Source organism: Rhizobium sp. FY34, from assembly GCF_005222845.1.
Lineage (GTDB): Bacteria > Pseudomonadota > Alphaproteobacteria > Rhizobiales > Rhizobiaceae > Neorhizobium.
The window spans coordinates 421,770-444,576 of the sequence record NZ_STFZ01000011.1 but is presented as its reverse complement, the minus strand read 5'-3'; the positions used below and the strand labels follow the sequence as shown (position 1 = coordinate 444,576).

21 protein-coding genes and 1 pseudogene are annotated in these 22,807 nt (G+C 59.3%); 7 read left to right on the top strand and 15 right to left on the bottom strand.

Annotated elements, in window-relative coordinates:
• Positions 1-29: 29 nt before the first annotated feature.
• A complete protein-coding gene (locus E8M77_RS09080) occupies positions 30-1,268 on the bottom strand; it encodes a PQQ-dependent sugar dehydrogenase (protein ID WP_137130298.1) in 1,239 nt (412 codons plus the stop codon).
• 221 nt (positions 1,269-1,489) lie between these two features.
• Positions 1,490-2,033, bottom strand: a pseudogene (locus E8M77_RS09075) (hypothetical protein).
• 160 nt (positions 2,034-2,193) lie between these two features.
• Here E8M77_RS09075 and E8M77_RS09070 point away from each other — a divergent pair.
• Positions 2,194-2,460: a DUF2188 domain-containing protein gene (locus tag E8M77_RS09070; protein WP_137130475.1), complete on the top strand. Its 267-nt coding sequence runs from the start codon at positions 2,194-2,196 to the stop codon at positions 2,458-2,460.
• A gap of 6 nt (positions 2,461-2,466) precedes the next feature.
• On the opposite strand, the gene E8M77_RS09065 is transcribed toward E8M77_RS09070, so the two are convergent.
• A complete protein-coding gene (locus tag E8M77_RS09065) occupies positions 2,467-3,384 on the bottom strand; it encodes a LysR family transcriptional regulator (protein ID WP_137130297.1) in 918 nt (305 codons plus the stop codon).
• Positions 3,385-3,472: 88 nt separating this feature from the next.
• On the opposite strand from E8M77_RS09065, the gene E8M77_RS09060 reads away from it, so the two are divergent.
• Positions 3,473-4,480, top strand: a complete 1,008-nt coding sequence (locus E8M77_RS09060) for an NAD(P)H-binding protein (protein ID WP_246659180.1) — start codon at positions 3,473-3,475, stop codon at positions 4,478-4,480.
• 128 nt (positions 4,481-4,608) lie between these two features.
• Here E8M77_RS09060 and E8M77_RS09055 read toward each other — a convergent pair whose 3' ends face one another.
• The 4 genes from E8M77_RS09055 to trxB form a co-directional block, all read right to left on the bottom strand.
• The gene (locus tag E8M77_RS09055; protein WP_137130296.1) at positions 4,609-5,730 is read right to left on the bottom strand and encodes an alkene reductase; all 1,122 of its coding nucleotides are present in this window, start codon (positions 5,728-5,730) and stop codon (positions 4,609-4,611) included.
• A gap of 41 nt (positions 5,731-5,771) precedes the next feature.
• Entirely contained in the window at positions 5,772-6,068 is a 297-nt protein-coding gene (locus E8M77_RS09050; protein ID WP_137130295.1) for a metalloregulator ArsR/SmtB family transcription factor, read from the bottom strand.
• Positions 6,069-6,637: 569 nt separating this feature from the next.
• On the bottom strand, positions 6,638-7,534 hold the full coding sequence (locus E8M77_RS09045; protein WP_348639899.1) for a LysR family transcriptional regulator VtlR: 897 nt from the start codon (positions 7,532-7,534) through the stop codon (positions 6,638-6,640).
• A gap of 8 nt (positions 7,535-7,542) precedes the next feature.
• A complete protein-coding gene (trxB, locus tag E8M77_RS09040) occupies positions 7,543-8,517 on the bottom strand; it encodes a thioredoxin-disulfide reductase (RefSeq protein ID WP_137130293.1) in 975 nt (324 codons plus the stop codon).
• A gap of 252 nt (positions 8,518-8,769) precedes the next feature.
• Here trxB and E8M77_RS09035 point away from each other — a divergent pair, with 252 nt between their 5' ends.
• Positions 8,770-9,237: an Lrp/AsnC family transcriptional regulator gene (locus tag E8M77_RS09035; RefSeq protein WP_137130292.1), complete on the top strand. Its 468-nt coding sequence runs from the start codon at positions 8,770-8,772 to the stop codon at positions 9,235-9,237.
• A 13-nt stretch (positions 9,238-9,250) separates the two neighbouring features.
• On the opposite strand, the gene E8M77_RS09030 is transcribed toward E8M77_RS09035, so the two are convergent.
• Positions 9,251-10,024, bottom strand: coding sequence for a glycosyltransferase family 25 protein (locus E8M77_RS09030; RefSeq protein WP_170975800.1), 774 nt, complete (start codon positions 10,022-10,024; stop codon positions 9,251-9,253).
• 236 nt (positions 10,025-10,260) lie between these two features.
• Between E8M77_RS09030 and E8M77_RS09025 the strand changes: the two genes are divergently transcribed.
• The gene (locus E8M77_RS09025) at positions 10,261-11,286 is read left to right on the top strand and encodes a glycosyltransferase (protein WP_137130290.1); all 1,026 of its coding nucleotides are present in this window, start codon (positions 10,261-10,263) and stop codon (positions 11,284-11,286) included.
• Between the two features lie 66 nt (positions 11,287-11,352).
• On the opposite strand, the gene E8M77_RS09020 is transcribed toward E8M77_RS09025, so the two are convergent.
• The 6 genes from E8M77_RS09020 to carB form a co-directional block, all read right to left on the bottom strand.
• A complete protein-coding gene (locus E8M77_RS09020) occupies positions 11,353-12,420 on the bottom strand; it encodes a glycosyltransferase family 4 protein (protein WP_137130289.1) in 1,068 nt (355 codons plus the stop codon).
• A 16-nt stretch (positions 12,421-12,436) separates the two neighbouring features.
• Complete coding sequence (gene greA, locus E8M77_RS09015) at positions 12,437-12,913, bottom strand: transcription elongation factor GreA (RefSeq protein WP_137130288.1); 477 nt, start codon at positions 12,911-12,913, stop codon at positions 12,437-12,439.
• Between the two features lie 224 nt (positions 12,914-13,137).
• Positions 13,138-14,355: a DUF2235 domain-containing protein gene (locus E8M77_RS09010; RefSeq protein ID WP_137130287.1), complete on the bottom strand. Its 1,218-nt coding sequence runs from the start codon at positions 14,353-14,355 to the stop codon at positions 13,138-13,140.
• Positions 14,356-14,407: 52 nt separating this feature from the next.
• A complete protein-coding gene (locus E8M77_RS09005) occupies positions 14,408-14,875 on the bottom strand; it encodes an SRPBCC domain-containing protein (protein ID WP_137130286.1) in 468 nt (155 codons plus the stop codon).
• 58 nt (positions 14,876-14,933) lie between these two features.
• The gene (locus E8M77_RS09000) at positions 14,934-15,128 is read right to left on the bottom strand and encodes a DUF2283 domain-containing protein (RefSeq protein WP_137130285.1); all 195 of its coding nucleotides are present in this window, start codon (positions 15,126-15,128) and stop codon (positions 14,934-14,936) included.
• Between the two features lie 266 nt (positions 15,129-15,394).
• Positions 15,395-18,877, bottom strand: coding sequence for a carbamoyl-phosphate synthase large subunit (carB, locus tag E8M77_RS08990; protein WP_137130283.1), 3,483 nt, complete (start codon positions 18,875-18,877; stop codon positions 15,395-15,397).
• Between the two features lie 428 nt (positions 18,878-19,305).
• Here carB and E8M77_RS08985 point away from each other — a divergent pair, with 428 nt between their 5' ends.
• The gene (locus tag E8M77_RS08985; RefSeq protein ID WP_137130282.1) at positions 19,306-20,031 is read left to right on the top strand and encodes a phosphatase PAP2 family protein; all 726 of its coding nucleotides are present in this window, start codon (positions 19,306-19,308) and stop codon (positions 20,029-20,031) included.
• A 207-nt stretch (positions 20,032-20,238) separates the two neighbouring features.
• The gene (locus tag E8M77_RS08980; protein ID WP_137130281.1) at positions 20,239-21,150 is read left to right on the top strand and encodes a neutral zinc metallopeptidase; all 912 of its coding nucleotides are present in this window, start codon (positions 20,239-20,241) and stop codon (positions 21,148-21,150) included.
• A gap of 6 nt (positions 21,151-21,156) precedes the next feature.
• Here E8M77_RS08980 and E8M77_RS08975 read toward each other — a convergent pair whose 3' ends face one another.
• Positions 21,157-22,005, bottom strand: a complete 849-nt coding sequence (locus E8M77_RS08975) for a LytTR family DNA-binding domain-containing protein (RefSeq protein WP_137130280.1) — start codon at positions 22,003-22,005, stop codon at positions 21,157-21,159.
• A gap of 47 nt (positions 22,006-22,052) precedes the next feature.
• Between E8M77_RS08975 and E8M77_RS08970 the strand changes: the two genes are divergently transcribed.
• Positions 22,053-22,586 (top strand): DUF2306 domain-containing protein, encoded by a 534-nt coding sequence (locus tag E8M77_RS08970; RefSeq protein ID WP_170975799.1) that lies wholly within the window; start codon positions 22,053-22,055, stop codon positions 22,584-22,586.
• Positions 22,587-22,807: the final 221 nt, after the last annotated feature.

Genomic DNA, 22,807 nt, shown 5'->3' with positions numbered 1-22,807 from the left:
CCGTCAGAACCGGATTGGATTGCCGTGCCTTACGTCTTTGTCAGCCTGACGATGGTGGAAGCCCCACCGCCGCGCTGTTCGGTGACGGCATAGACCGCGCCATCCGGCCCGACCTTCACATCGCGGATACGGGCATTCAGCGGCACGCGCTCCTCATATTTCACGCGGTCGTTTTCCATGTGCAGGATCACGACGCCCTGGCTCACAAGGCCGCCGACCAAAAAGGCGCCTTTCCATTCGGGTATGGCATCGGCATTGTAGAAGGCCATGCCGGAGGGGGCGATGACCGGGTCCCAGTAGTAGACGGGTTGTTCGGTATTGGCCATGCGCGTCACGCCATTGCCGACCGGCTGGCCGCTATATTCGACGCCATAGGTGACTTCCGGCCAGCCATAGTTCTTGCCCGGCTCCGGCAGGTTCAACTCATCGCCACCGCGCGGTCCGTGTTCCACCGTCCACAAGCGTCCGCGGTCATCGATAGCCGCTGATTGCAGATTGCGGTGGCCGAGCGACCAGATTTCCGGCAGGGCATTTTTCTGATTGGCAAATGGATTGTCCGGCAAGGCCTTGCCCGTCTGGCTGATACGGAAAATCTTGCCGAGACCGCTGTTCAAGTCCTGCGCCTGTTCGCGCGGTTCGGCATCCGAGCGTTCTCCGACCGTTACATATAGCTCGCCTTTCGCCCCGAATGCGAGGCGCGAGCCGAAATGCTTGTTGCCGGCATAGCCCGGCATCTGTCGGAAGATGACGGTGACATCCTCGAGCGCGCCGCCGCCTTGGGCATTGGGAACGAGACTGGCCGAGGCGACCGAGGTGCCATTGCCGTCCTCACGCTCTTCGGAGAAGGAGAAGAAGATGCGGTTGCTCGTCGGGTAGTCGGGGGCAAGGGCCACATCGAGCAGGCCGCCCTGGCCACTGGCCAGCACTTTGGGCACGCCTGAGAGTTCCGGGCCTGCCTTTCCGTCTTTCGAAATGATGTGCATGGCGCCGCGCTTGGCGGTCACGAGCATGCGGCCATCCGGCAGGAATTCCATGGCCCAGAGATGCGGCAGATCCTTTGCCACCACCTGCGTTGCAATCTTCGGCATCGCGGCTGGTTGCGGTGCGCGCGTCTGGCCGGCAAAGGCCGGCTGCTGGTTGGGTGCGTTGGGCGCCTTTGTCTCCACAGGTTTGCCGGCACTCTGGGCGCTGGCAGGGCCAGTCGCAAGCAGAGCGGAAAGGGCGGCAGACAGAATGGTGCTGGAAAGGATGTGGGGCAGGCGCTTCATGATCTTCTCCCGGTCGTATGCGAACCTTGACGGTTCGGCTCCCATATCGCGCGTCGCTCCTGCGCGATCTTGTCACCAAGATGTAGGGCATTTTCGCCGAATGCCTTTATGGCGGGCGTTCAAGTTTACTTTATCAGCGGTTGAACACTGTCTTGAAAGTGTGAATCAAGTACCTGCCGATCTGATTCACCGCTTCCGGATAAGTCCATGTTTCTGAAACGCTAAAGTCCGATCATCGTCAGCGTAATGAAGGTGGCAAACAACACGAAATGCGTCATGCCCTCGATGGCATTGGTTTCTCCATCATTGATGTTGATGGCCGCGGCGATCAGGGTGATGGTCACCATCACCGTCTGCACGGGGCTGGCCAGACGGTTTGGCCGCCGGATAGCTGTAGCTGAAGAAGTAGCTGTGCACGCCCACCTGCATGCGCAGTAAGAGAGCATAGAGCGCGATCATGGCGCAGATGGTGAAGGCCGAGTAATAGTGCCAGCGGTTCGCCGGCACGAATTCCGGCACGACCATGGAAATATCCATTCCCGTCAGGATCATCGTGCCGCAGGGCTCGCCCACTTTGTGGGCCAGAACTTCGGCATGGTGGGCGACCCGCGTTGACACCATCACGGTGACGCCGATCAGCAGAATGGCTGCTGCGATCGCAACGACCTTTCCCGCTTCAAGCAGGCTATGCTCGACGAAGAAGGTGCCAAGGCTAACCAGAGCGGCGATGAGAAGAAACTTTTCCTGCCGGACGAGAGATGGCATGCTGGCGCTTGTGCTCCTGTGTGAGGGGCAATCTATGGCGGCATTGCCGGCCTTCACGTTGGCATTGGCCACCGGCTTTCGATTTCAACGGAACCGCAGCGGTTTGAGCACATTGCATGCTCGACTGTTCAAACAACAAGACCGACATCAGGAGGACGCTATGACCAAGGTGATCTACAAAGTGGTGCAGCACGACGGAGGCTGGGCCTATCGGCTGGGCGATGTCTATTCGGAAACGTTTCCAAGCCATTCGGATGCGCTTGCGGCCGCGCGCATCGTGGCCGCCGAGCAGCAGGTGGGCGGCGATGCCGAAGAGATCAGCTGGCAGGACGAAAAAGGCATCTGGCACATCGAATATAGTGATGGCGGCGATCGACCGGAGGCCGAAGTCGAAGATATGGAGCCGGAAACGCGCCAGGCGCGCTGAGGCGCATTACAGTTGGTGATCCGGTCGGCCACGCGTGTATTCGAGCAGCCCCTTGCAGAGAGCGTCGAACACTGTCCGGCAGCGCCGCGACTGCTTGAGGTTTTCGTGCATGGCAACCCAGGTTTCCAGCGGTAGCGAAAATTCTGGCAGCAGGCGCACGAGGCCCTGATCGCGCGCGGCAAGTTTGACTTGGCAGATGCCGATGCCCGCACCGGCGCGGATGGCTGAAAGCTGTGCCAGATTGCTGTCGCAGCGATAAGACCGGGTGATATCGGTTGGAAAATCCGGCGCCACGCGGCGGATGTGGTCAAGGCTTGCGCGGATGAAGGCTGTCTCGCGGTCAAAACCGATCATGCGATGGTGGGCAAGGGCCGCGAGATCCGCCGGATAGCCGTTGCGTTCAAGGTAATCCCTCTGCGCATGCAATCCAAGCTCGATGTCGCCGATGTGGCGTGCCACCAGCGCATCCTGACGGGGTTCAGTCATGCGCACGGCAATATCCGCCTCCCGTCGCAAAAGGTCCTCCACCGTATCGGAAAGCGAAAGCTCGATGATGAGGTGCGGATGTTCTGCCTGAAGCTTGGCAAGGATCGGCGCTAGCACCTCGATGCCGATGATATCGCTGGCGCTGATACGCACGACGCCATCCACCGCGCCGAGTGTGCCGGAGGCTTCCCGCAGGAGTGCTGCGACCGTGGATGACAGCGTTTGCGCATAGGGTTGCAGCGCGAGCGCGGCCTCAGTCGGCATCAAGCCCTGCTGCGAGCGGGTGAACAGCGGATAGCCAAGTGCCGCTTCGAGTTCGTCCACGTGCCGTCCGACCGTCGGCTGGGTGAGACCCAGCTTGCGGGCCGCCGCAGATAGCGAGCCGGTCTGCAGAACGGCAAGCAGCGTGCGGTAGAGGTTCCAGTCCGGGTTATTCATTTTTGAATGGATACTATATTCATTGCGTCAGTTCCGTATAGCGGATCGTCGAGCGATACTCCAGCCATCAGACAAGGAGTTGAACCTCATGACCCTTCAGCAAATGACAGAGAGTGCCGGCAATTCCGGAAACTGCCCACCCATTGCCCTGGTTCTCGGTGCAACGGGCGGTATCGGCGGCAGTGTTGCCCGCCGCCTGATGGCAGACGGTTGGCATGTTCGGGCGCTGCATCGCAATCCCCCGGCGGTTGCAGCACACCAGCCCGCCTTCCAGTGGATCAAGGGCGATGCTATGAACCGCGATGCGGTGGTAGCAGCGGCGATGGGCGCAAGCCTCATCGTCCATGCAGTCAATCCGCCCGGCTACCGCAATTGGGGCACGCTGGTGCTGCCGATGATCGACAACAGCATCATCGCAGCAAAGGCCAGCGGCGCACGCATTTTCTTACCCGGAACGGTCTATAATTATGGGCCGGATGCGCTTCCCAACCTTAGCGAGGAGAGCCCGCAAAACCCGAAAACGCGCAAGGGTACTATTCGGGTGGAGCTTGAGCGCCGCCTGCGGGCGGCGGCAGGCGAGGGCGTGCCGGTCCTGATCGTGCGCGCCGGTGATTTTTTTGGGCCAGATGCCCGCAGCAGCTGGTTTTCGCAGGGCCTGGTCAAACCGGGAAAGCCGGTGATGCGCGTCACGTTGCCGGCGGCACCTGGTATCGGCCATCAATGGGCTTACCTGCCGGATGTTGCCGAAACCGTGGTGCGTTTGCTGGGGCAAGCTCAGCGCTTGCCGATGTTTGCCGTCTTCCAGATGGCAGGTGTCTGGGATGGGGACGGCACGCAGATGACTGCGGCTATCGCGCGGGTGACCGGACGCCGGCAAAAATACAGCCGGTTTCCCTGGTGGCTGGTGCAGTTGCTCAGCCCCGCCGTACCTTTGTTCTTCGAGTTGCAGGAAATGCGCTATCTCTGGCGCCAGCCGGTACGCATGTCCAATAGCAGGCTGCTGCAGTTTCTCGGCGATGAGCCGTCCACGCCGCTGGATAAGGCAGTCCGGGACACGCTGGTCGCGCTTGGATGTCTTGATCCGGAGGATGGTTAGAGTATCGCGGCTCACACGAAAGAACCAGTCAGCTCTCCCGGTCTGGCCTTGAAGACCGTCGCATGTCGCCCGATTGACAAGGCCCGCATTGCTGCGGGCCCCGGTTTAGGCTGGGAAGGGCTTGACGCTTACTCGGCAGCTGCGAGCGCCGGATAATCGGTATAGCCTTCAGCGCCGCCGCCATAGAGTGTCTGCGGGTTGATGTCGTTCCAGGCAGCGCCATCCTTGATGCGGCGTACGAGGTCCGGATTGGCGATGAACGGCTTGCCGAAGGAAACGAGGTCGGCCTTGCCGCTTTCCACGGCTTCCTTGGCTGTCTCTGCCGAATAGCCATTGTTGAGCATCCAGGCGCCCTTGCCGCCGGCATTGACATAGGCCGCCTTGAAGGCTGCGTAGTCGAAGCTTGTGCCTTCATACTGGTAGTCACGCGGGCCGCCGGTTGCCCCTTCGATCACGTGGATGAACGCCAGGTTGCGCGAAGCGAGATGCTCGACAACCATGTTGAACACGGCCTGCGGATCGCTGTCGGTCACATCATTGGCCGGTGTGGTGGGCGAAAGACGAATGCCCGTCTTGCCGGCGCCGATGGCCTTGGCGACTGAGTCCACCACTTCGAGCGTCAGGCGCACGCGGTTCTCGATCGAGCCGCCATAGGCGTCGGTGCGCTGGTTGGCGCCGTCCTTCATGAACTGGTCGAGCAGGTAGCCATTGGCGGCATGGATCTCGACGCCGTCAAAGCCGGCATCCACGGCGGCACGGGCGGCCTTGGCGAAATCTGCGACAATGCCGGGAAGCTCGTCAAGTTCCAGCGCACGCGGCGCAGAGGTTTCGGCAAAGGCGCCAGAACCATCCTCATGGAGAATATAGGTCTTTGATTTTGCGGTAATGGCCGAGGGAGCAACTGGAGCCTGTCCATTCGGCTGCAGCGAGACATGCGAAATGCGGCCGACATGCCAGAGCTGGGCAACGATCTTGCCGCCGCGTGAATGGACAGCATCGGTAACCTTCTTCCAGCCTTCAAGCGCTTCCGGCAGATAAAGGCCTGGTACGTCTGCATAGCCCTGACCCTGGTGGGTGATGGGCGTGCCTTCCGAGACGATAAGGCCGGCTGTAGCGCGCTGTTCATAATAGACGACGTTAAGGTCGTTCGGTACGGCATGCGGCGAGCGGTTGCGGGTCAGCGGTGCCATGATGATGCGGTTGGCAAGGGCAAGGTCGCCAAAGGTGACAGCGTCAAACAGAGTAGGCATGGGATACCTCTTTCATTGGTAGGGATCGGCAGGAGAAGGCCTCAGAGCGTCGCGCTGAGGGTGTCGATGAAGGCGCGGATCGCGTCTTCGTCGCGATGGTAGAAGGTCCATTGTCCGACCTTGGTGGTCTTCACCAGGCCGGATTTTTCCAGCGTGGAGAGATGGGCCGAAACGGTGGATTGCGACAGGCCGCACCTTTTTTCGAACTGGTTGGCACAGATGCCCATATCCAGCGGGTGAGCCTGCGATGAGAAATGCGCCTCTGGTGCACGCATCCATTCCAGGAAATCGACGCGCACCGGGTGCGACAGCGCTTTCAGAATTTCAGTCTTGTCCACGGTGCAAACCTTAAATCGTTTATGATCGATATATGGATCGGGAAATTTCGATTTAAAGGGGCAGATTGCTGCGGAGCAAAAAAAAGGGCCTGCGGATCGCTCCGAGGCCCGTAAAGTGTGAAGGTTATAGAACCTCCAGAGGGGAACAGCCGGCGCGGGCAACGAGGGGATGTTACCAAGTGGCGCCAGCTACCGTTAATATGGATGCCAAGGGACCAGCCGACAAGGGTATTGCCCTTCGGTTTCGGTATATTTTGTCATTTTAGGACAATGGCAGGTTAAAAAAAGAGGGCCACCGGATTGCTCCAGGGCCCTTATAATTGTGAAGGTCAATTAACCTCCAGAGGGGAACAGCTGCTGCGGTGGAACTGGGAGGAAAAGCCACCATGTGCATCAGCTGTGTGCGATATGGTGCTTTCTTGTGCAGTGAACAATCCGTTTTTGTGCAGGCCAGCTATGCGCTGAGCGCAGGGTAGATTTGGCAGTACTTCTACAAGGTCATTCTAAAACCTACCAACCAGTTGGATTATCTAGGTTTTACCTTATCCCATCTGCCTGTTTTGGTACTTTTAGAACGTCCAGTTGCGCGCCTTGGAGACGATGAAATCCCGAAATACCTTCAGCTTTGCCGCGTTTTTCATCTCGTCTGGATAGCAGAAATAGGTGTCGAAGGAGGGAATATCGGCATTGATGGCGAGCTGAATCAGTCCCGGATCACGTCCGACGATATAATCGGGCAGCACGGCGATGCCGATTCCCAGCAGGCAGGCCCGTTTGATCGAGGTCTGGCTGTTGATCTGCAGGTGCGGCAGGCGCGGATTGTCGGAATTGCGCCCCGCATATTCCAGCCAGTTCACATCGAGCAGATAATTGGGTGCCGGCTCGCCGAAGGTGATGATTCGATGCTGGTCGAGATCCTCGATCGTCTGCGGTTCGCCGAACCGGTTGATATAGGAGGGCGCGGCATAGACATGCATGTGCACGGTAAACAGCTTGCGCTGGATGAGATCCGACTGCTGCGGCTGGCGCAGGCGAATGGCGCAATCGGCATGGCGCATGTTGACGTCCAACTCCTCGTTGTCGAGGATCAGCTGGATCGCCATTTCCGGGTAAAGCTGCAGGAATTCTTGCACCTTGTCTGTCAGCCAGCCCTGGCCGAGACCGACGGTGGTGGTGACGCGCAGCTTGCCGCTCGGCTTTTCCGTCGTCTCGGTCAGCTGTACCTTGACGGTTTCCAGCTTCAGCAGCACGTCATGGGCGGTGCGGTAGAGAAGTTCGCCCTGCTCGGTCAGGATCAGGCCGCGCGCGTGGCGGTGGAAGAGCTTGACCCCCACGTCCTGCTCCAGCGCGCTCACCTGTCGGCTGATCGCCGATTGGGACAGGTGCAGCTTGTCGGCCGCATGGGTGAAGGATCCGGCTTCGGCCGCCGCATGAAAGATGCGCAGTTTGTCCCAATCGAGTGGCACGCCCATTTTTACTCCGCCGCCTGCGCCATGGGCTGTATGCCAGCCAGATAGCGTTCTGCTTCAAGGGCCGCCATGCAACCCAAGCCTGCAGCGGTGATTGCCTGTCTGAACGTGTCGTCGGTCACATCGCCGGCGGCAAACACGCCGGGCACGCTGGTCGCCGTGGAATCCGGCGCTGTCCACATATAGCCATTGGACTTCAGTTTGACCTTGTCCTTGAACAGTTCGGTGGCCGGCGCATGGCCGATTGCGACGAACACGCCGTGGATCGGCCGCTCGGTGATGGCGCCGGTCAGCGTGTTGCGCAGTTTGACGCCGGTCACCGAGGGCGGCATGGGCGGCTTGGCGGCATCGCCGGTGATTTCGGCAATTTCGGCATTCCACAGCACTTCGACATTCGGGCGCTGGAACAGCCGTTCCTGCAGGATCTTTTCCGAACGGAAGCTGTCGCGGCGATGCACGACCGTGACACTTTTGGCGATATTGGACAGATAGAGTGCTTCTTCCACGGCCGAATTACCGCCGCCGACCACGATCACATCGCGGTTGCGATAGAAGAAGCCGTCGCAGGTGGCGCAGGCGGAAACGCCAAAGCCCTGAAACTGCTGCTCGCTTTCAATGCCCAGCCACTTGGCCTTGGCGCCGGTTGCAATGATCAGCGTATCGGCGGTCCAGACCTGGCCGGAATCGGTCTTCAGCGTGAAGGGGCGGCCATTCATCTCCACCTCGGTTACCAGATCGCTGACGATCTCGGCGCCCACATGCTGCGCCTGCTTCAGCATCTGTTCCATCAGCCAGGGACCCTGGATGGGATCGGCAAAGCCCGGATAGTTTTCCACGTCGGTGGTGATCATCAACTGGCCACCCTGTTCCATGCCGGCGATCAGAACCGGCTTCAGCATGGCGCGTGCGGCGTAAATGGCGGCGGTATATCCGGCAGGGCCTGAGCCGATGATGAGAACCTGGGCGTGACGGGCAGACATATCGTGATCCTTTCAGATGGCGCAGCAGGATGGTGCGGAACACAGCCAGACGGGCGGTTCCCTGCAGACGGCGCCTTTCCTCAACATTTATGATCGTTCCCCGCCTCAATTCAAGGTCGGCTCTGCAATGGCAGGGCGTGAGAGGGGTTTACGCACAACAATGGTTCGTGACGGCGACATAATCTTGCGCGAAATCCTTGCGTTCGGGGGCGCATTGGCTAAAAGCAAGCCGGAATACGACAGGGGGTTTCCGTGCTCAAAGCCGAACTCGACGCCATCGACATCAAGATCCTGCGGGAATTGCAGCGCGACGGACGCATGACCAATGTGGAATTGGCCGAGCGCGTCGGCATTTCTGCGCCGCCTTGCCTGCGCCGGGTGCGCAAGCTGGAAGAGGCTGGCATTATCGAGGGCTATGCGGCAATCCTCAACGGGCCTAAGCTCGGTTATGATCTGGTCGCCTTCTGTCTTGTCGGCCTGAAGCACCAGTCGGAAGCCAATCTGAAGGCGTTTTCCGCGCTGGCCCAGAGCTGGCCTATTGTACGCGAGGCGTGGATGGTGTCCGGCGACAGCGATTTCCTGCTGCGCTGCACGGCGGAAAACCTGACGAGCTTCCAGGATTTCGTCATTGAGGTGCTGGCCGCCAACGAGCATGTCGATACGGTGCGTACTATGCTGACCATTCGCCAGGTGAAGAAGCTCGGACTCGTCGAAGTCTGACGGCGGCTCGTCTCTAAGCTTTCGGGTGAAAGGCACGCTTTTTTGCCGAGGCAATCAGCTTGTCCTGAAACAGGCGAAACTGTTTGGCCAGCCCATAATACCATTTCCGCTTGTTGGTCTTTCGTGAGCGGCCGGCGCTGGCCAGAATGTCGCTCGCGGCATCCGTCGTGGTGACGGGAGATGGCCAGAAGGAATAGCCGTGGCCGGTGCGGGTCAGCCAGTAGCGGAAGTAATTGTCAACCGGTGCAAAGATCGTCCGGTGCTGTGCGAGGAATTCTGCTGCACCCTTGCGGGACCAGACAATGGCGCTTGTCGTCATCGGGAAGTAATGGGCGGCCACCAGTTCGCATGCATGCGTGCCCACGGTATAGCGGGAAAGAGGTGTTGCGATCTTCAGCTTGTTGTTGCCTATATTGATCAACATCCAGTCCGGGTCGGCGCGTTCCAGATCGGGTAGGGCACTCGCCAGCAATTCCACGGGATTGCAGAGCGGTAGAGCGTCATCTTCCAGAACCAGCGCGTAAGCGGCATCCGAGGCGAGGAACTGTTCGGCCACTTTCAAGTGGCTGCGATAGCAGCCGATCTCGCCACCCACCAGACTGCGGCCCATGTAGCGGCCAGCACGTAGGCCATCATAGTCGGCAAGCGTCTCCAGATCGAGACCACGGCCATCCACGGCTGACACACGCTGGAAGGACAGCCCATAGGTATTGAGGCGATCCTTGATCTCCTGCAGGCGAGATGAGCTGCTATCCAGATTGATGACATAGGTTTCGAGCGACTGCATGATGTCCCTTTCGAGAAGACGGCGGCGAATGTCTTGGCCATGCCCTAAAAAATCGGTTCCTTGCGGTAGCTCCTTCCTCTGTTCCGGGGAAGTCATCTCCTGCAATATTGTGGGCTGATCCTCGACAAAAGCCCGTTGCTTTGCTCTTGCGCCTCTGCGGAAACCGGAACATATAGGCCGCGCTGCCGATAGGCTGTCAGGGTCAGGCGGCAGGACACAAGTTTGGGGGACGGCCAATGCGCGTGCATCAGTATATTTTCGGCAAGGATGGCGGAGCGGAGAAGTTCTTCGTTCATCTGGTCGGGGCGCTTGCCCGCCGTGGCGTGGAGCAGACAGCGGTCATGCGCTGGAACCGTCGCTGGAAGCCGGATGTAGAGCCACATGCCCGCGTCATCGAAAGCAATTTCCGCAATCTGTCGATTGACCGCATCCTTTTGCCGATGAAGGTTCTTTCACTGGCAAAGCAGGAAAAGGCCGATGCCATTATTTCCTGGTCGACGCGCGGCGCGCGCCTGATGCCAGCCTACAAGGGCGGCATCAAGTTGTCACGTCTCGGCGACTATCCCACGCATCTTGGCTACTTCAAGAATTCCGACATCCTGGTGTGCAATACGCCGGGCATTGCCGACCATGTGCGCAACACGCTGGGCTGGACGCGCGGCGTTGAGGTGATTTCCAACTTCACTGATACCACGACCGTGGCGCCCGTTTCCCGCTCCGTTGCCGATACGCCGGAAGGCGTGCCGCTGGTCATGACCATGGGGCGCTTCGTCAAGCGCAAACGCTTCCATTTGCTGATCGAGGCGGTGGCCGCAGTGCCGGATGCCTATCTGTGGATTGCCGGCGAAGGCGAGGAGCGCGAGGCGCTCGAAGCCGTCGTGCGCGAGCACAAGATGGAAGGCCGTGTGCGCTTCCTCGGCTGGCATAAGGATACGAGACCTTTCGTTGCCGCTTGCGACATCTTCGTGATGCCGTCCAGCCATGAGCCGCTCGGCAATGTCATTTTCGAAGCCTGGGCGCAGAAAAAGCCGGTGATTTCCTCCCGCTCGGAAGGCCCGTCCTGGTTCATGCAGCATGGCGAAAACGGATTGCTGGTCGATATTGACGATGTGCCCGGTTATACGCGCGCCATCAACCAGTTGATCGCCGATCCGCAGCTTGCCGCCAGCATTGCCGAAAAGGGGCGCCAGACGCTTGTCGGTCAGTTTTCGGAAGAGGCTGTTGCAAATGCCTATATCGAGCTGTTCAAGCGCAAGCCCTAAGCATTTTTCCAGGTTTTGCCGGATCTGATTGCGGCCTGACGAAGAATCCCTCGTCAGGCCGTTTTGTCACCCAAGGCTTTTGTAAACAGCGCCGATCGCGCTTGCCTCGCGATCGATCGAGAAATTCTCGCGCATATGTGCCAGGGCCGTGCTGCCCTGCGCCTGGCATAGGTCTTCATCGGCAAGATAGCTTGCAATGCCATCGCAGAAGCTGTCCAGCGAGCCGCGCTCGACCATGCGACCGGTCACGCCATCCAGGATGAGTTCGGCAAAGGCGCCGACATCGGATGCGACGACCGGCACGCCGCTTGCCATGGCTTCCAGTGGGGTGAGGCCAAAGCCTTCCCAGCGCTGCGGCGCGACGAACAGATCGAGCGCCCGGTACCAGTCATTGATATTCTTGTGTTCGCCGACAAACAGGATGCGGTCCGACAGGCCGGCCGCTATCACACGGGCTTTCAGATCGTCTTCGAAGGCGACGTGCTTTGGTGTTGCGCGACCGGCAATTACCGCCACCCAATCCGGATTCTTTGGCAAGAGTCGGATCATCGCATCGACGAATAGATCCGTGCCCTTCTGGTGCCGTATGCGCCCGAAGCAGCCGATATGCTTTTTTTGCGGGTCGAGCCCCAAAGAACGCTTTGCCTTGGCCATGTCGGCTGCCGGCGAGAAGCGCTGCAAATCGATGCCATGCAGGATGACCGTGCTGTCGCGCTCCAGATAGGAGGCGGTCTTTTCGCAAACGGCAATCACCGTGTCCATCTTCGAGATCAGCCACTTCGTCCAGCCGCTATGATGACGCTGCGAGGCTGACGTGAAGACGAGCTTGAGCGGGATTCGCAACACATCGCGCAGCACGATGCCCGGCAGCATTTCGATATTGCGGCGTGCGTGCCAGATGCGGTGGCTGTGGCCTGCCGGCCGCTTCCAAAGTTTCCACAGGTCGCGGAAGCGCAGATGCGGCAAATGCGGTGGCAAGCCCGGACCGAGCACCGCGACCTTCTGATGAAGGCTGTTCTGGATCGGCACGAGCTGGATGATGGTGGAGGTAACGCCCGAAAGGCGGACCTTGAAATTCGGCGCGATGACGTGGACCCCGGCGGGGTCCACGTGCGCGATGTCAGGCTTCACCATGCGGCTTGACCGTGCATCAGCCCCAGGTGACCTGCAGGACCGCATAGGCCTTGGAGCCGCCCGGTGCATTCACCTCGATGGAATCGCCGACTTCCTTGCCGATCAGCGCGCGCGCAATCGGCGACGAGATGGAGATTCGGCCTTCCTTTACATCGGCTTCCTGATCGCCAACGATCTGATAGGTCTTTTCCTCATCCGTATCTTCATCGACCAGTTTGACGCGGGCGCCGAACTTGATCTTCGTGCCGGACATTTTCGTCAGATCGATTACCTCGGCGCGTGCCGTCAGATCCTCAAGCTCGGTGACGCGGCCCTCATTGTGGCTCTGTGCTTCTTTGGCCGCGTGGTACTCCGCATTTTCCGAAAGGTCGCCATGGGCGCGTGCCTCGGAAATGGCTTCGATGATGCGGGGACGTTCTTCCTGCTGGCGCCAGCGCAACTCTTCCTGCAGCTTGGCGAAGCCGGACGGCGTCATCGGTACCTTTTCAACCATTTTACCTTATCCTCAGTCTCATGGCCGAACCTGCGGCCACAAAAAGAAACAGGTCCCGGAGCGTGACCCCGGAACCATGCGAAAACTCTAGTGCCGTGAATCATAACAGAATCACGACGTGTATTTCCAGAAAATTCGAGATAGGCGCGCCACTCGTTTTGTAAGAGGCATTGTCGGTGAGCCCCCTATTGGTCGCCTTGCATCGGTGCAGGCGCTCTTTGGCTTCAAGACGTAAAATTCGGATCTGTTGGCAGGTTTGGTGGATGATAGCCACCGGCATCCCGCCTGTGTTGGACCGAGCTATGCAGCAAGGCATTCGTCGGGATCAGTCTATGGTCACAAAGCGGTAGGTAGAGGCGGCCCGGTTGATCGCGGCGTCGCCAGGAGGTTTTCGGTATTCTGCGCGGTATATATTCGGCAAGGGGCCAGATCTTGCGCATCGAATCATGCAGGTCCGTGCGGTCGTTGGGTGGGACATATTTGGCGTCACCCTTGCCTTCCACCAGTTCGTCAATGGAGCGCTGGTCATAGACAAGGCCAAGGCCGCGCGTTTCGGCAATCATCCAGCGCAGCGGGATCTTGATCTGGCCGCTTTCCTTTTCGGGGTAACCGCCGCCGACATCGGCATGCACGCCGGCAAACCACAGTTCGCGCACATCCTGCTTGCGGATGCACGCCTCATCTGCCGGCCGGAAGGGGCCACCCCAGTAGTCGCCATCCAGGGGCCATAGTTCCGGCTGGAACATGGTGCGTCGCTCATCGATGGCGAGGGCATGGCGAACGGTTTCAACCGATGTATTGCGATGGGTGAAAGGGTGTGTCTTCCACTGCGGGCGCCATTTGCCCGGCTCGATGACCGAGGCCACCGTATCGAACAGGCCGAGTAGGCGGATCGGTGGCCGATCGTTCTTCAGCGTCCGCTCGTAAAGCCGCATGCTGCGAAAGGCTGACGGCGCCTCGCCCTCGGCCTCGATATCGGTGCGCGCCTGTTCGTGCTCGGGTATGCCCTTATAGGTGCGGTAGGCGTAGTCCAGGAGATTGAGGTGGACCTTGCTCGTCAGTCCGAAGGCATGGATGAAACCGGCCAGCACCCGCGCGGAATAGGCGCCGCGGCTGAAGCCGAAAAGATAGATGCGGTCGCGATCCGGATGGTTGCCATCGGCGTCAGTCGGGCCTGCATCATAGAGGTCGACCAGCAGCCGATAGGCTTCCTTGACGTTTTCATCGAGCCCCCAGCCGGTGGCCAGCCCCCAGACTTCGCTGGCCTGACGGGCCAGCTTTGACCAGGAGTTGGCAGCGCCGAATGTGCCGACGCCCGGATCGTAATAGACGACCTGCTCTGCGGAACGCTCCAGGCAGCCGAAGAGGCGCAGGATATTGGTACGGTCGGCGGAAATCTCGTTCGAGGTACCATCAAACAGGATGACGATGTTCTTCGACATGCAGGGCACCCCCGTTATACCGCGTCATGCGATCGAGGATATTCTGGTTGCGTTATTCTTGATTTGCAACTTTATTCTGTCGGGCGACAAGAACGGCTTCCAGCCGGTCGAAATTCTGTTCATTGGCAAGCGCTATAAACTTGGTGAACTTGGTGTTTTCTTCGTTCGGCTGCATGCGCATGTGCCAGGTCAAGCGGCTTGCCGTTTCGCTGACCGCATCGAACTGCATGTCCATGTCGAACACATGCAAGGGCTCGTGATGGGTAAAGCGGATACGCTCCGGCACGACGATATCGAGGAAGGTAGAGCGGTTGACGAAGTCTGCGCCGCCGTCGAACGTCATGGTGATGACCCAGGTACCGCCCGGCTGAAATTCAAATGTGTTGATCACGTTCGTAAAGCCATCCGGGCCCCACCAGAGTGCCAGACGGTCCGGATCGGCAAAGGCTGCAAACACATCCTCGCGCGAAAAGGCAAAAACGCGGGAGCTTGTAATTTCAACGGGTTGTTGGGACGTCATGATAGAGCTACTCGATAGAAACTTGACTGAAATGAGGGCTGCAAAGCGGTGCGCTGAGCTATGCTGCGTCCTCAAGCGTTTCGGCTGGAAGGTTGGCGCGCGCGTTGAGCACTTCAAGGCCGACGATGCGACCGTCCCGATCATAGTCGAGCATGATGCCAAGCGCGAGCTCTTCCGTCTCCTCGACCGGCTCCAAGGAGAAGCGGATGTAGGCGGCATCGGCAGCTGCATCGTATTCAAGTTTCGGCTTCATCGCGGTTGACTTGCCTTCCGGTCGAGGAATGCGGTGATGATACGAATTTCCGCATCAGTTTCCAAGCATACAACGCGCATGATGCGATTGTCTCTCTCCACAATCCGGCGAAAGCGCCGCTCCACGGGTGGTCCGGATGGGTCAGTCTCGCTCCAATCCGGATGCCTGACCGTTTTTTCCACCCATTGATGGACGGGCTGCCGCTCTGCCATCACCGTTTCGCAATGCGCGGTGTAGCGGAGCGGCTTTTCCATCGCGCGTCAGGCTCAGAAGTAGCTTTGCAACGGGCGGACTTCCAACTGGCCCTTCTTCAAGGCCTGGATGGCTTCGGCGGCGGCAAGCGCACCTGCCATGGTCGTGTAGTAAGGCACTTTCTGCATCAGGGCGGCGCGGCGCAGCGATTTGGAATCCGAGATCGCCTTGTTGCTATCCGTCGTGTTGATGACCAGCTGGACCTGACGGTTGCGGATGGCATCCTCGATATGCGGACGGCCTTCCAGCACCTTGTTGATCTTGATGGCATTGATGCCGTTTTCAGCCAGGAAGCGCTGCGTGCCGCCGGTTGCCAGAACCTTGAAGCCGATTTCGACGAGAAGCTTGATGGCCGGCAGGACGCGCACCTTGTCTTCATCGCGCACCGAGACGAAGACCGAACCATCACGCGGAAGCTCGACGCTGGCGCCGAGCTGGCTCTTGGCAAAGGCCAGCGCGAAATTGGTGTCGAGACCGATGACTTCGCCGGTCGAGCGCATTTCGGGCCCGAGCAGCGTATCTACGCCTGGGAAGCGGGCAAACGGGAATACCGCTTCCTTCACCGCGATATGCTTCAGATTGCGCGGATCAGGCTTCTTGCCATAGGCGGCGATCGCATCATCCAGCTTTTCGCCGGTCATGATGCGGGCGGCGATCTTGGCAATTGGCGCGCCGATGGTCTTTGCGACGAAAGGAACGGTGCGCGAGGCACGCGGGTTGACTTCAAGCACGTAGATGACGCCGTCCTTGATGGCATATTGCACGTTCATCAGGCCGCCGACATTGAGCGCCTTGGCCATGGCCTTGGTCTGGCGTTCCAGTTCGTCAAGCGTTTCATTCGAAAGCGAGCGCGACGGCAGCGAGCAGGCGCTGTCGCCGGAATGGATGCCGGCCTCTTCAATATGCTCCATGATGCCGGAGACGAAGACATTCTCGCCATCGCACAGGGCGTCGACATCCACCTCGACGGCATTCGTCAGGTAGCTGTCAAACAGCAGCGGGTTCTTGCCGAGCAGCGTGTTGATCTGGCCGGTCTTGTCGTTCGGGTAACGCTGCTTGATATCCTCGGGCACGAGACCCGGAACGGTGTCGAGCAGATAGGTCTGCAGCATGGATTCCGAGTGGATGATCTGCATGGCCCGACCGCCGAGCACATAGGACGGACGCACGACGAGAGGATAGCCGATTTCGGTGGCGACCAGACGGGCCTGTTCGACCGAGTAGGCAATGCCATTGTTCGGCTGGTTGAGGTCAAGCTTCATCAGCAGCTTCTGGAAGCGGTCGCGGTCTTCCGCGAGGTCGATCATGTCGGGTGCGGTGCCGAGGATCGGAATGCCGTTCTTTTCCAGCGCTTCAGCAAGCTTCAGCGGCGTCTGACCGCCGAACTGCACGATGACGCCGACCACTTCGCCCTTTTCCTGCTCGGCGCGCAGGATTTCGATCACGTCTTCGGCCGTCAGCGGCTCGAAATACAGGCGATCCGATGTGTCGTAATCGGTCGATACGGTTTCCGGGTTGCAGTTGATCATGATCGCTTCAAAGCCGGCATCCTTCAGCGCGAAGGCGGCATGGCAGCAGCAATAGTCGAATTCGATGCCCTGGCCGATGCGGTTCGGGCCACCACCGAGGATCACGACCTTCTTGCGGTCGGAGACTTCGGCTTCCGAGCGCAGCGCTCCAACGAAAGGCGTCTCATAGGTCGAGTACATGTAAGCCGTCGGCGAGGCGAATTCGGCAGCACATGTATCGATGCGCTTGAAGACCGGACGCACGTTCAAACCGTTACGCAGTTCGGCGACTTCCTTCGGTCGCTTGCCGGAAATGCTGGCGAGACGCGCATCGGAAAAGCCCATGGCTTTCAGCATGCGCAGGTTTTCGGCATCTTCCGGCAGGCCATGCTCGCGTACGCGCGCTTCCATATCGGTAATCGCCTTGAACTGGGCTATGAACCAGGGATCGATCTTGCAGCCTTCATGCACTTCCGCTTCCGACATGCCCAGCCGCAGGGCCTGGGCCACCATGCGCAGGCGGTCGGGCGTCGGCGTGCCGATTGCGGCACGAATGGCATTCTTGTCATCGCCCTGGCCAAGGCCGGGGATTTCGATCTCGTCAAGGCCGGTGAGGCCGGTCTCGAGCCCGCGCAGCGCCTTCTGCAGGCTTTCGGCAAAGGTACGGCCAATTGCCATGACTTCGCCGACCGACTTCATCGCCGTTGTCAGCGTCGGTTCGGCGCCGGGGAATTTCTCAAAGGCAAAGCGCGGGATCTTGGTGACGACATAATCGATCGACGGTTCGAACGATGCGGGTGTCGCGCCGCCGGTGATGTCGTTGTCCAGCTCGTCCAGCGTATAGCCGACAGCAAGCTTGGCTGCGACCTTGGCAATCGGGAAGCCGGTGGCCTTCGAGGCAAGTGCGGACGAGCGCGAGACGCGCGGGTTCATTTCGATGACGACGAGGCGGCCATCGGCCGGATTGACGGCGAACTGCACGTTCGAACCGCCGGTTTCCACGCCGATTTCCCGCAGGACCGCAATCGAGGCATTGCGCATGATCTGGTATTCTTTGTCGGTCAGCGTCAGTGCCGGTGCAACCGTGATACTGTCGCCCGTGTGCACGCCCATCGGATCGATGTTTTCGATCGAGCAGATGATGATGCAATTGTCCGCCTTGTCGCGGACGACCTCCATTTCATACTCCTTCCAGCCGAGAACCGATTCTTCGATCAGCACTTCGGTGGTGGGGGAGGCGTCGAGGCCGGAATTGATGATGTCGTAGAATTCCGAGCGGTTATAGGCAATGCCGCCGCCGGTGCCGCCCATGGTGAAGGACGGGCGGATGATGGCGGGCAGGCCGACATGGTCGAGCGCCTGGGCAGCAATCGCCATGGCATGGCTCATATAGCGCTGCTTGCGATCGGTTTCGCCGAGGTTCCACTGGTTTTCCAGCTCGTCCAGCGCCTTGTCGAGATCGGCACCCGTCAGCGTGTCGCGCAGTTTGGCGCGCTCGGCCTCATGGCTCTTGCGGTCGGTATCCTTGATGTCGGTCGCATTGGCGAGCATGGATTTCGGCGTTTCAAGGCCGATGCGCGCCATGGCTTCGCGGAAGAGGGCGCGGTCTTCGGCCATGTCGATGGCGGCAGGCTTTGCGCCGATCATTTCCACATTGTAGCGGTCGAGCACGCCCATGCGCTTCAGGGACAGCGCCGTGTTCAGCGCCGTCTGGCCGCCCATGGTGGGAAGAAGCGCATCCGGGCGCTCCTTGGCGATGATCTTGGCGACAACTTCCGGCGTGATCGGCTCGACATAAGTTGCGTCGGCAAGGCCCGGATCGGTCATGATCGTGGCCGGGTTGGAGTTGACCAGGATGACCCGGTAACCCTCTTCCTTCAGAGCCTTGACGGCCTGGGTGCCGGAATAGTCGAATTCGCAGGCCTGGCCGATGACGATCGGCCCTGCGCCAATGATGAGGATGGACTTGATGTCTTGGCGCTTCGGCATATCGTCTTTCCGCTTATTTTTTCCTGCGCGAAAAACCGGCCGGATGAGTGGATCACCGGTCGGGCACAAGATTGGATATTTCAGGCTAGAAGCGGCTTATAGGGAAATGTTGGGGCGGAAGGAACCCCCAATCTCAGCGAAATTTCCGTGACAGCGCGTCGTCCCCAGAAGGAAACTGAATCTTAACTGCGACTGTTTCAGATTTCCCTCCTAAACTGCACTTCCTGCGATTTTTCGGGCTTGGGTGGTGAGGGGCGATGACGCAAGGATTTGTACGCGCCCTGTTGGCAAGGTTACGCGCAGACCTATGGCTCTATGCCGCAATCATTGGCTATACTGCGATATGCTTTGCGCTTTTAGCTGCAACACACCAATAGCAGAAAGCCTCTCATACGCTTTATATTGGCCAATGGGCACGCGCATTCCTGGTGGTGATGCCGCTCGGCGTGGCGATCTTTGATGTCGGCATCATCATCCTGCGCTTTCCGCACCGCAGAAGGCTTGCCTATCGGCACCTATACTCAATCCGCAGACTGGCGGCACTGATCGGCGGTCTCATCCTGTTGTGGGCGATGATGGTATTCCAAGGGTCCTTTACATCGATCAAGAACATCTTTCCGGACCTGCACGGTGGCTTCATCCACGATCATCTGCATGCCGATATCGACAGGTGGCTGCATCTGGGCGTGGACCCTTGGCGCTACCTTTACCAAGTTGCCGCGTGGCCGCCGCTGCTGCATCTGATCGAGTTCAACTATAATGGGCTGTGGTTCGTTGTGTGCTTTGGCGGACTTTTCCTTGTCGCCACCTCCAGCAGGGCGGATGCCATCTGCCAACGCTATGTCATCATGTTCATGCTGAATGTTCATGCTGAACTGGGCCGGGCTGGGAAACCTGCTGGCTGGTTTGTCGCTGTCTGCCGGACCGGCCTATTATGGCCTCGTGACCGGCGATACGCGCGATTTGCAGATCAACTCGCGTTTCTTGCAAGCAGCAGCAGTGCCCATTCTGCCAGCGCCTACCAGGCCTATCTCTGGAAGATTCGCGAACGCGGTTTCGCCGGCTTTGGTGGCGGAATCTCCGCATTTCCGAGTGTTCATGTGGGATTGGCCACGATGAATGCCCTGTTTTTTATGAGTATTCACGCCGTCTAGGCGTTGTTGCCTATGGTTATGTCGTGCTCATTGTCCTCAGCTCCGTCTATCTTGGCTGGCACTCTGCGATTGATGGCTATGTTTCGGTGATTGTCGTTGTGATAGCGCATATCTGCGTGCGAAAGCTTGGCCAGGCGCAAGGGAACCTGCACTCGCTCGGTCGCGTTCAGCAGGCACAGGTAAACAAGCTGATGCAGGGGGAAAGTCATGGAATGGCGGGGAAGACGACAGTCAGATAATGTCGAGGACCAGCGTGGGGCCTCGGGCGGCGGTTCGTTCGGTTCCGGTCGTGGCTTTCGCATTCCGATCGGCGGCGGTGGGCGTGGCGGCGGCATCGGTATCGGCGGACTGATCTTCATCGTGATTGTCTGTTTGATACTTGGCATCAATCCGCTGACGCTTCTGTCGGGCGGCGATATTGGATTCGATGGTGGTCAGACACAGCAGCAGGCTGCGCCACGCTCTGCCGCCAATGACGAGATGACGGCCTTCGTGCGCACGGTACTGGCCGAGACGGAAGATACCTGGAACACCATCTTTCAGCAGAACGGCCAGCAATATCAGGAACCGACCATGGTGCTGTTTTCCGGCGGCGTGCAATCGGCCTGCGGTTCGGCATCCTCTGCCACCGGCCCGTTTTATTGTCCGGGCGATCGCAAGGTCTATCTCGATACCGGTTTCTTCCGCCAGCTTTCCGGCCAGTTCGGCGCATCGGGTGATTTTGCCGAAGCCTATGTGATTGCTCATGAGGTTGGCCACCATGTGCAGAACCTGATCGGCGTCCTGCCGAAGTTCAATCAGGCACGCCGGTCGATGAGCGAAGTGGATGCAAACCGCATGTCGGTGCGCGTCGAGCTTCAGGCGGATTGCTTTGCCGGCGTCTGGGGCAAGTTTACCGATCAGAAGGGTTTGCTTGAGCAGGGCGATCTGGAGGAGGCTCTGAATGCCGCCCGCCAGATTGGCGATGACACGCTGCAAAAGCGCTCCCAGGGCTATGTTGTGCCCGATAGTTTCAATCACGGCACCTCGGCGCAGCGCATACGCTGGTTCCGCAAGGGCTTTTCCAGCGGAAGCATGCAGGCCTGCGATACATTTGCGCCGAGCTATCAGCAATTGTGATATGATTCAAAGCGTTGCCGCAGCCTGTTCTGTGGCATTGCCCTTACCGTATCGGGCGCGGATCTGCGCCTCATAGGGCCGGCTGACGGGAAGCTCTAATCCATCGCGTGTGATGATCGTGAGCTTGCCCTTGTCGCGCTTCAAGGCTGAGACATGCTCGTCGGCCACCCAGTGCGAGCGGTGAATGCGCTGGCCGGGCGTGTCGCCCACTTCGTTCAAGGCATCGGAAAACCGCAGCAGAATAAGGTCCCGGCCGCGCGACGTCAGCACCTGCGTGTAATGGTCCTCGACGGAGAGTTGCAGCAGCCGGCCGCGCTGTTCCGGCTTCAGGCGGTTGAGAAGGGCAGGTCGATCACAGGCAACACGGGCAGTCGGTGCTTCGTCGACAGGCCTTTCTGCGGTAATCTGCGGGGCCTGCCCGGATGGCTGTGACGTCGTCAGATAGGTGACGAAGCAGAGGCTCAGGCCGAGCGGCAGGGCAATAGCGGCCTGGGTCAGCGCTTCATCGATCGAGACGGGAACCTCGAAAAAACCGGCCTCCAGCAGCATGACACCAAAGCCGATTGGCAGGGCGGCCAGCGCTGAGCCGATCAGCATGCGGACAAGCCGTGACGCGATCCACTTCTCAAGCGCCAGATTGGCCAGCGTCGCCATCACGACGGCGACGCAAAAGGCCATACCGTGCAAAAGCGACCAGAAGGACAGCCGTTGCAGCAGCGGCATGCTTTCGCGCGTACCGAATGGCCCTGTCACAGTGAAGAGCAGCACCACCGCGGCAATGGTCAGCCAGAAACGCGGCGCGCGCAGAAATAGCTGCAATTCACGAAGCGTGGATCGCTGATTGCCTGCATTCACGAAGGTCTCTCCGCATCTGACGATATTTGCCTGTCACGGTTTGGACTATGGCCGAAGATGCGGTTGAATTTCAATCGAGGTCTCTTTCCATGACACTTGAACCGCTGCTTCAGGCACCGCTTGCCGTGCAGATCCATGTCGCAACCGTGCTGCCTGCAGCGCTTCTCGGTGCGTTTCTCCTTCTCTGGCGCGGCAAGGGCTCACCGCTTCATCGCATGCTCGGAAAGATGTGGATGCTTTTGATGGTGGCGACGGCCCTTTCCAGCTTCTTCATTCATGAATTGAATGTCTGGCATGGCTTCAGTCCGATCCATATCCTGTCGGTGATAACAATTGTTGGATGCTACAACGCCTATCGGCTGGCGCGGAGCGGCAATATCCGCGCGCATCGCATTGCCGTTACCCGGACCTATGTCAGCGGCATTCTGATTGCCGGCGGTTTTACGCTGTTGCCATATCGGATCATGAACCAGGTGGTATTTTCCGGCAGTTCTGCGGAACTGGCGGCGCTGATCGGCATTCTCATCTGCATACCGGTTTTCTTCTATCGGCTGCCGTCCCGGTCGAAATCCGCGCCGTAATACCAAGTCTCGATGATGCGAACCTATTGCACCGGAGCGAGTTTGACTTCGTCCACGAGAAATCCGGAGTCGGACCTCTCTGTCCCGCGAGGATTTTCGACAAAGTCGGATGAACGTCTCCGGTCCCACGCAATGGGTTCGCATCATCGAGACTTGGTATGAGGCCGGTCATTGAGTGAAACCGGTCAGTCACCCATCAAGAATGCTGAACGGTGCCGCAA

What these genes read in the sequence shown, in the direction of transcription:
- E8M77_RS09030 (WP_170975800.1), bottom strand. Translation starts at nt 10,024, where the DNA reads ATGCAGTCGCTCGAAACCTATGTCATCAATCTGGATAGCAGCTCATCT.
- carB (WP_137130283.1), bottom strand. Translation starts at nt 18,877, where the DNA reads ATGCCGAAGCGCCAAGACATCAAGTCCATCCTCATCATTGGCGCAGGG.
- E8M77_RS09020 (WP_137130289.1), bottom strand. Translation starts at nt 12,420, where the DNA reads ATGGTGAAGCCTGACATCGCGCACGTGGACCCCGCCGGGGTCCACGTC.
- E8M77_RS09080 (WP_137130298.1), bottom strand. Translation starts at nt 1,268, where the DNA reads ATGAAGCGCCTGCCCCACATCCTTTCCAGCACCATTCTGTCTGCCGCC.
- E8M77_RS08970 (WP_170975799.1), top strand. Translation starts at nt 22,053, where the DNA reads ATGGCCGAAGATGCGGTTGAATTTCAATCGAGGTCTCTTTCCATGACA.
- E8M77_RS09060 (WP_246659180.1), top strand. Translation starts at nt 3,473, where the DNA reads ATGACCCTTCAGCAAATGACAGAGAGTGCCGGCAATTCCGGAAACTGC.
- E8M77_RS09025 (WP_137130290.1), top strand. Translation starts at nt 10,261, where the DNA reads ATGCGCGTGCATCAGTATATTTTCGGCAAGGATGGCGGAGCGGAGAAG.
- E8M77_RS09065 (WP_137130297.1), bottom strand. Translation starts at nt 3,384, where the DNA reads ATGAATAACCCGGACTGGAACCTCTACCGCACGCTGCTTGCCGTTCTG.
- E8M77_RS09000 (WP_137130285.1), bottom strand. Translation starts at nt 15,128, where the DNA reads ATGAAGCCGAAACTTGAATACGATGCAGCTGCCGATGCCGCCTACATC.
- greA (WP_137130288.1), bottom strand. Translation starts at nt 12,913, where the DNA reads ATGGTTGAAAAGGTACCGATGACGCCGTCCGGCTTCGCCAAGCTGCAG.
- E8M77_RS09055 (WP_137130296.1), bottom strand. Translation starts at nt 5,730, where the DNA reads ATGCCTACTCTGTTTGACGCTGTCACCTTTGGCGACCTTGCCCTTGCC.
- E8M77_RS09005 (WP_137130286.1), bottom strand. Translation starts at nt 14,875, where the DNA reads ATGACGTCCCAACAACCCGTTGAAATTACAAGCTCCCGCGTTTTTGCC.
- E8M77_RS09070 (WP_137130475.1), top strand. Translation starts at nt 2,194, where the DNA reads ATGACCAAGGTGATCTACAAAGTGGTGCAGCACGACGGAGGCTGGGCC.
- trxB (WP_137130293.1), bottom strand. Translation starts at nt 8,517, where the DNA reads ATGTCTGCCCGTCACGCCCAGGTTCTCATCATCGGCTCAGGCCCTGCC.
- E8M77_RS08980 (WP_137130281.1), top strand. Translation starts at nt 20,239, where the DNA reads ATGGAATGGCGGGGAAGACGACAGTCAGATAATGTCGAGGACCAGCGT.
- E8M77_RS09010 (WP_137130287.1), bottom strand. Translation starts at nt 14,355, where the DNA reads ATGTCGAAGAACATCGTCATCCTGTTTGATGGTACCTCGAACGAGATT.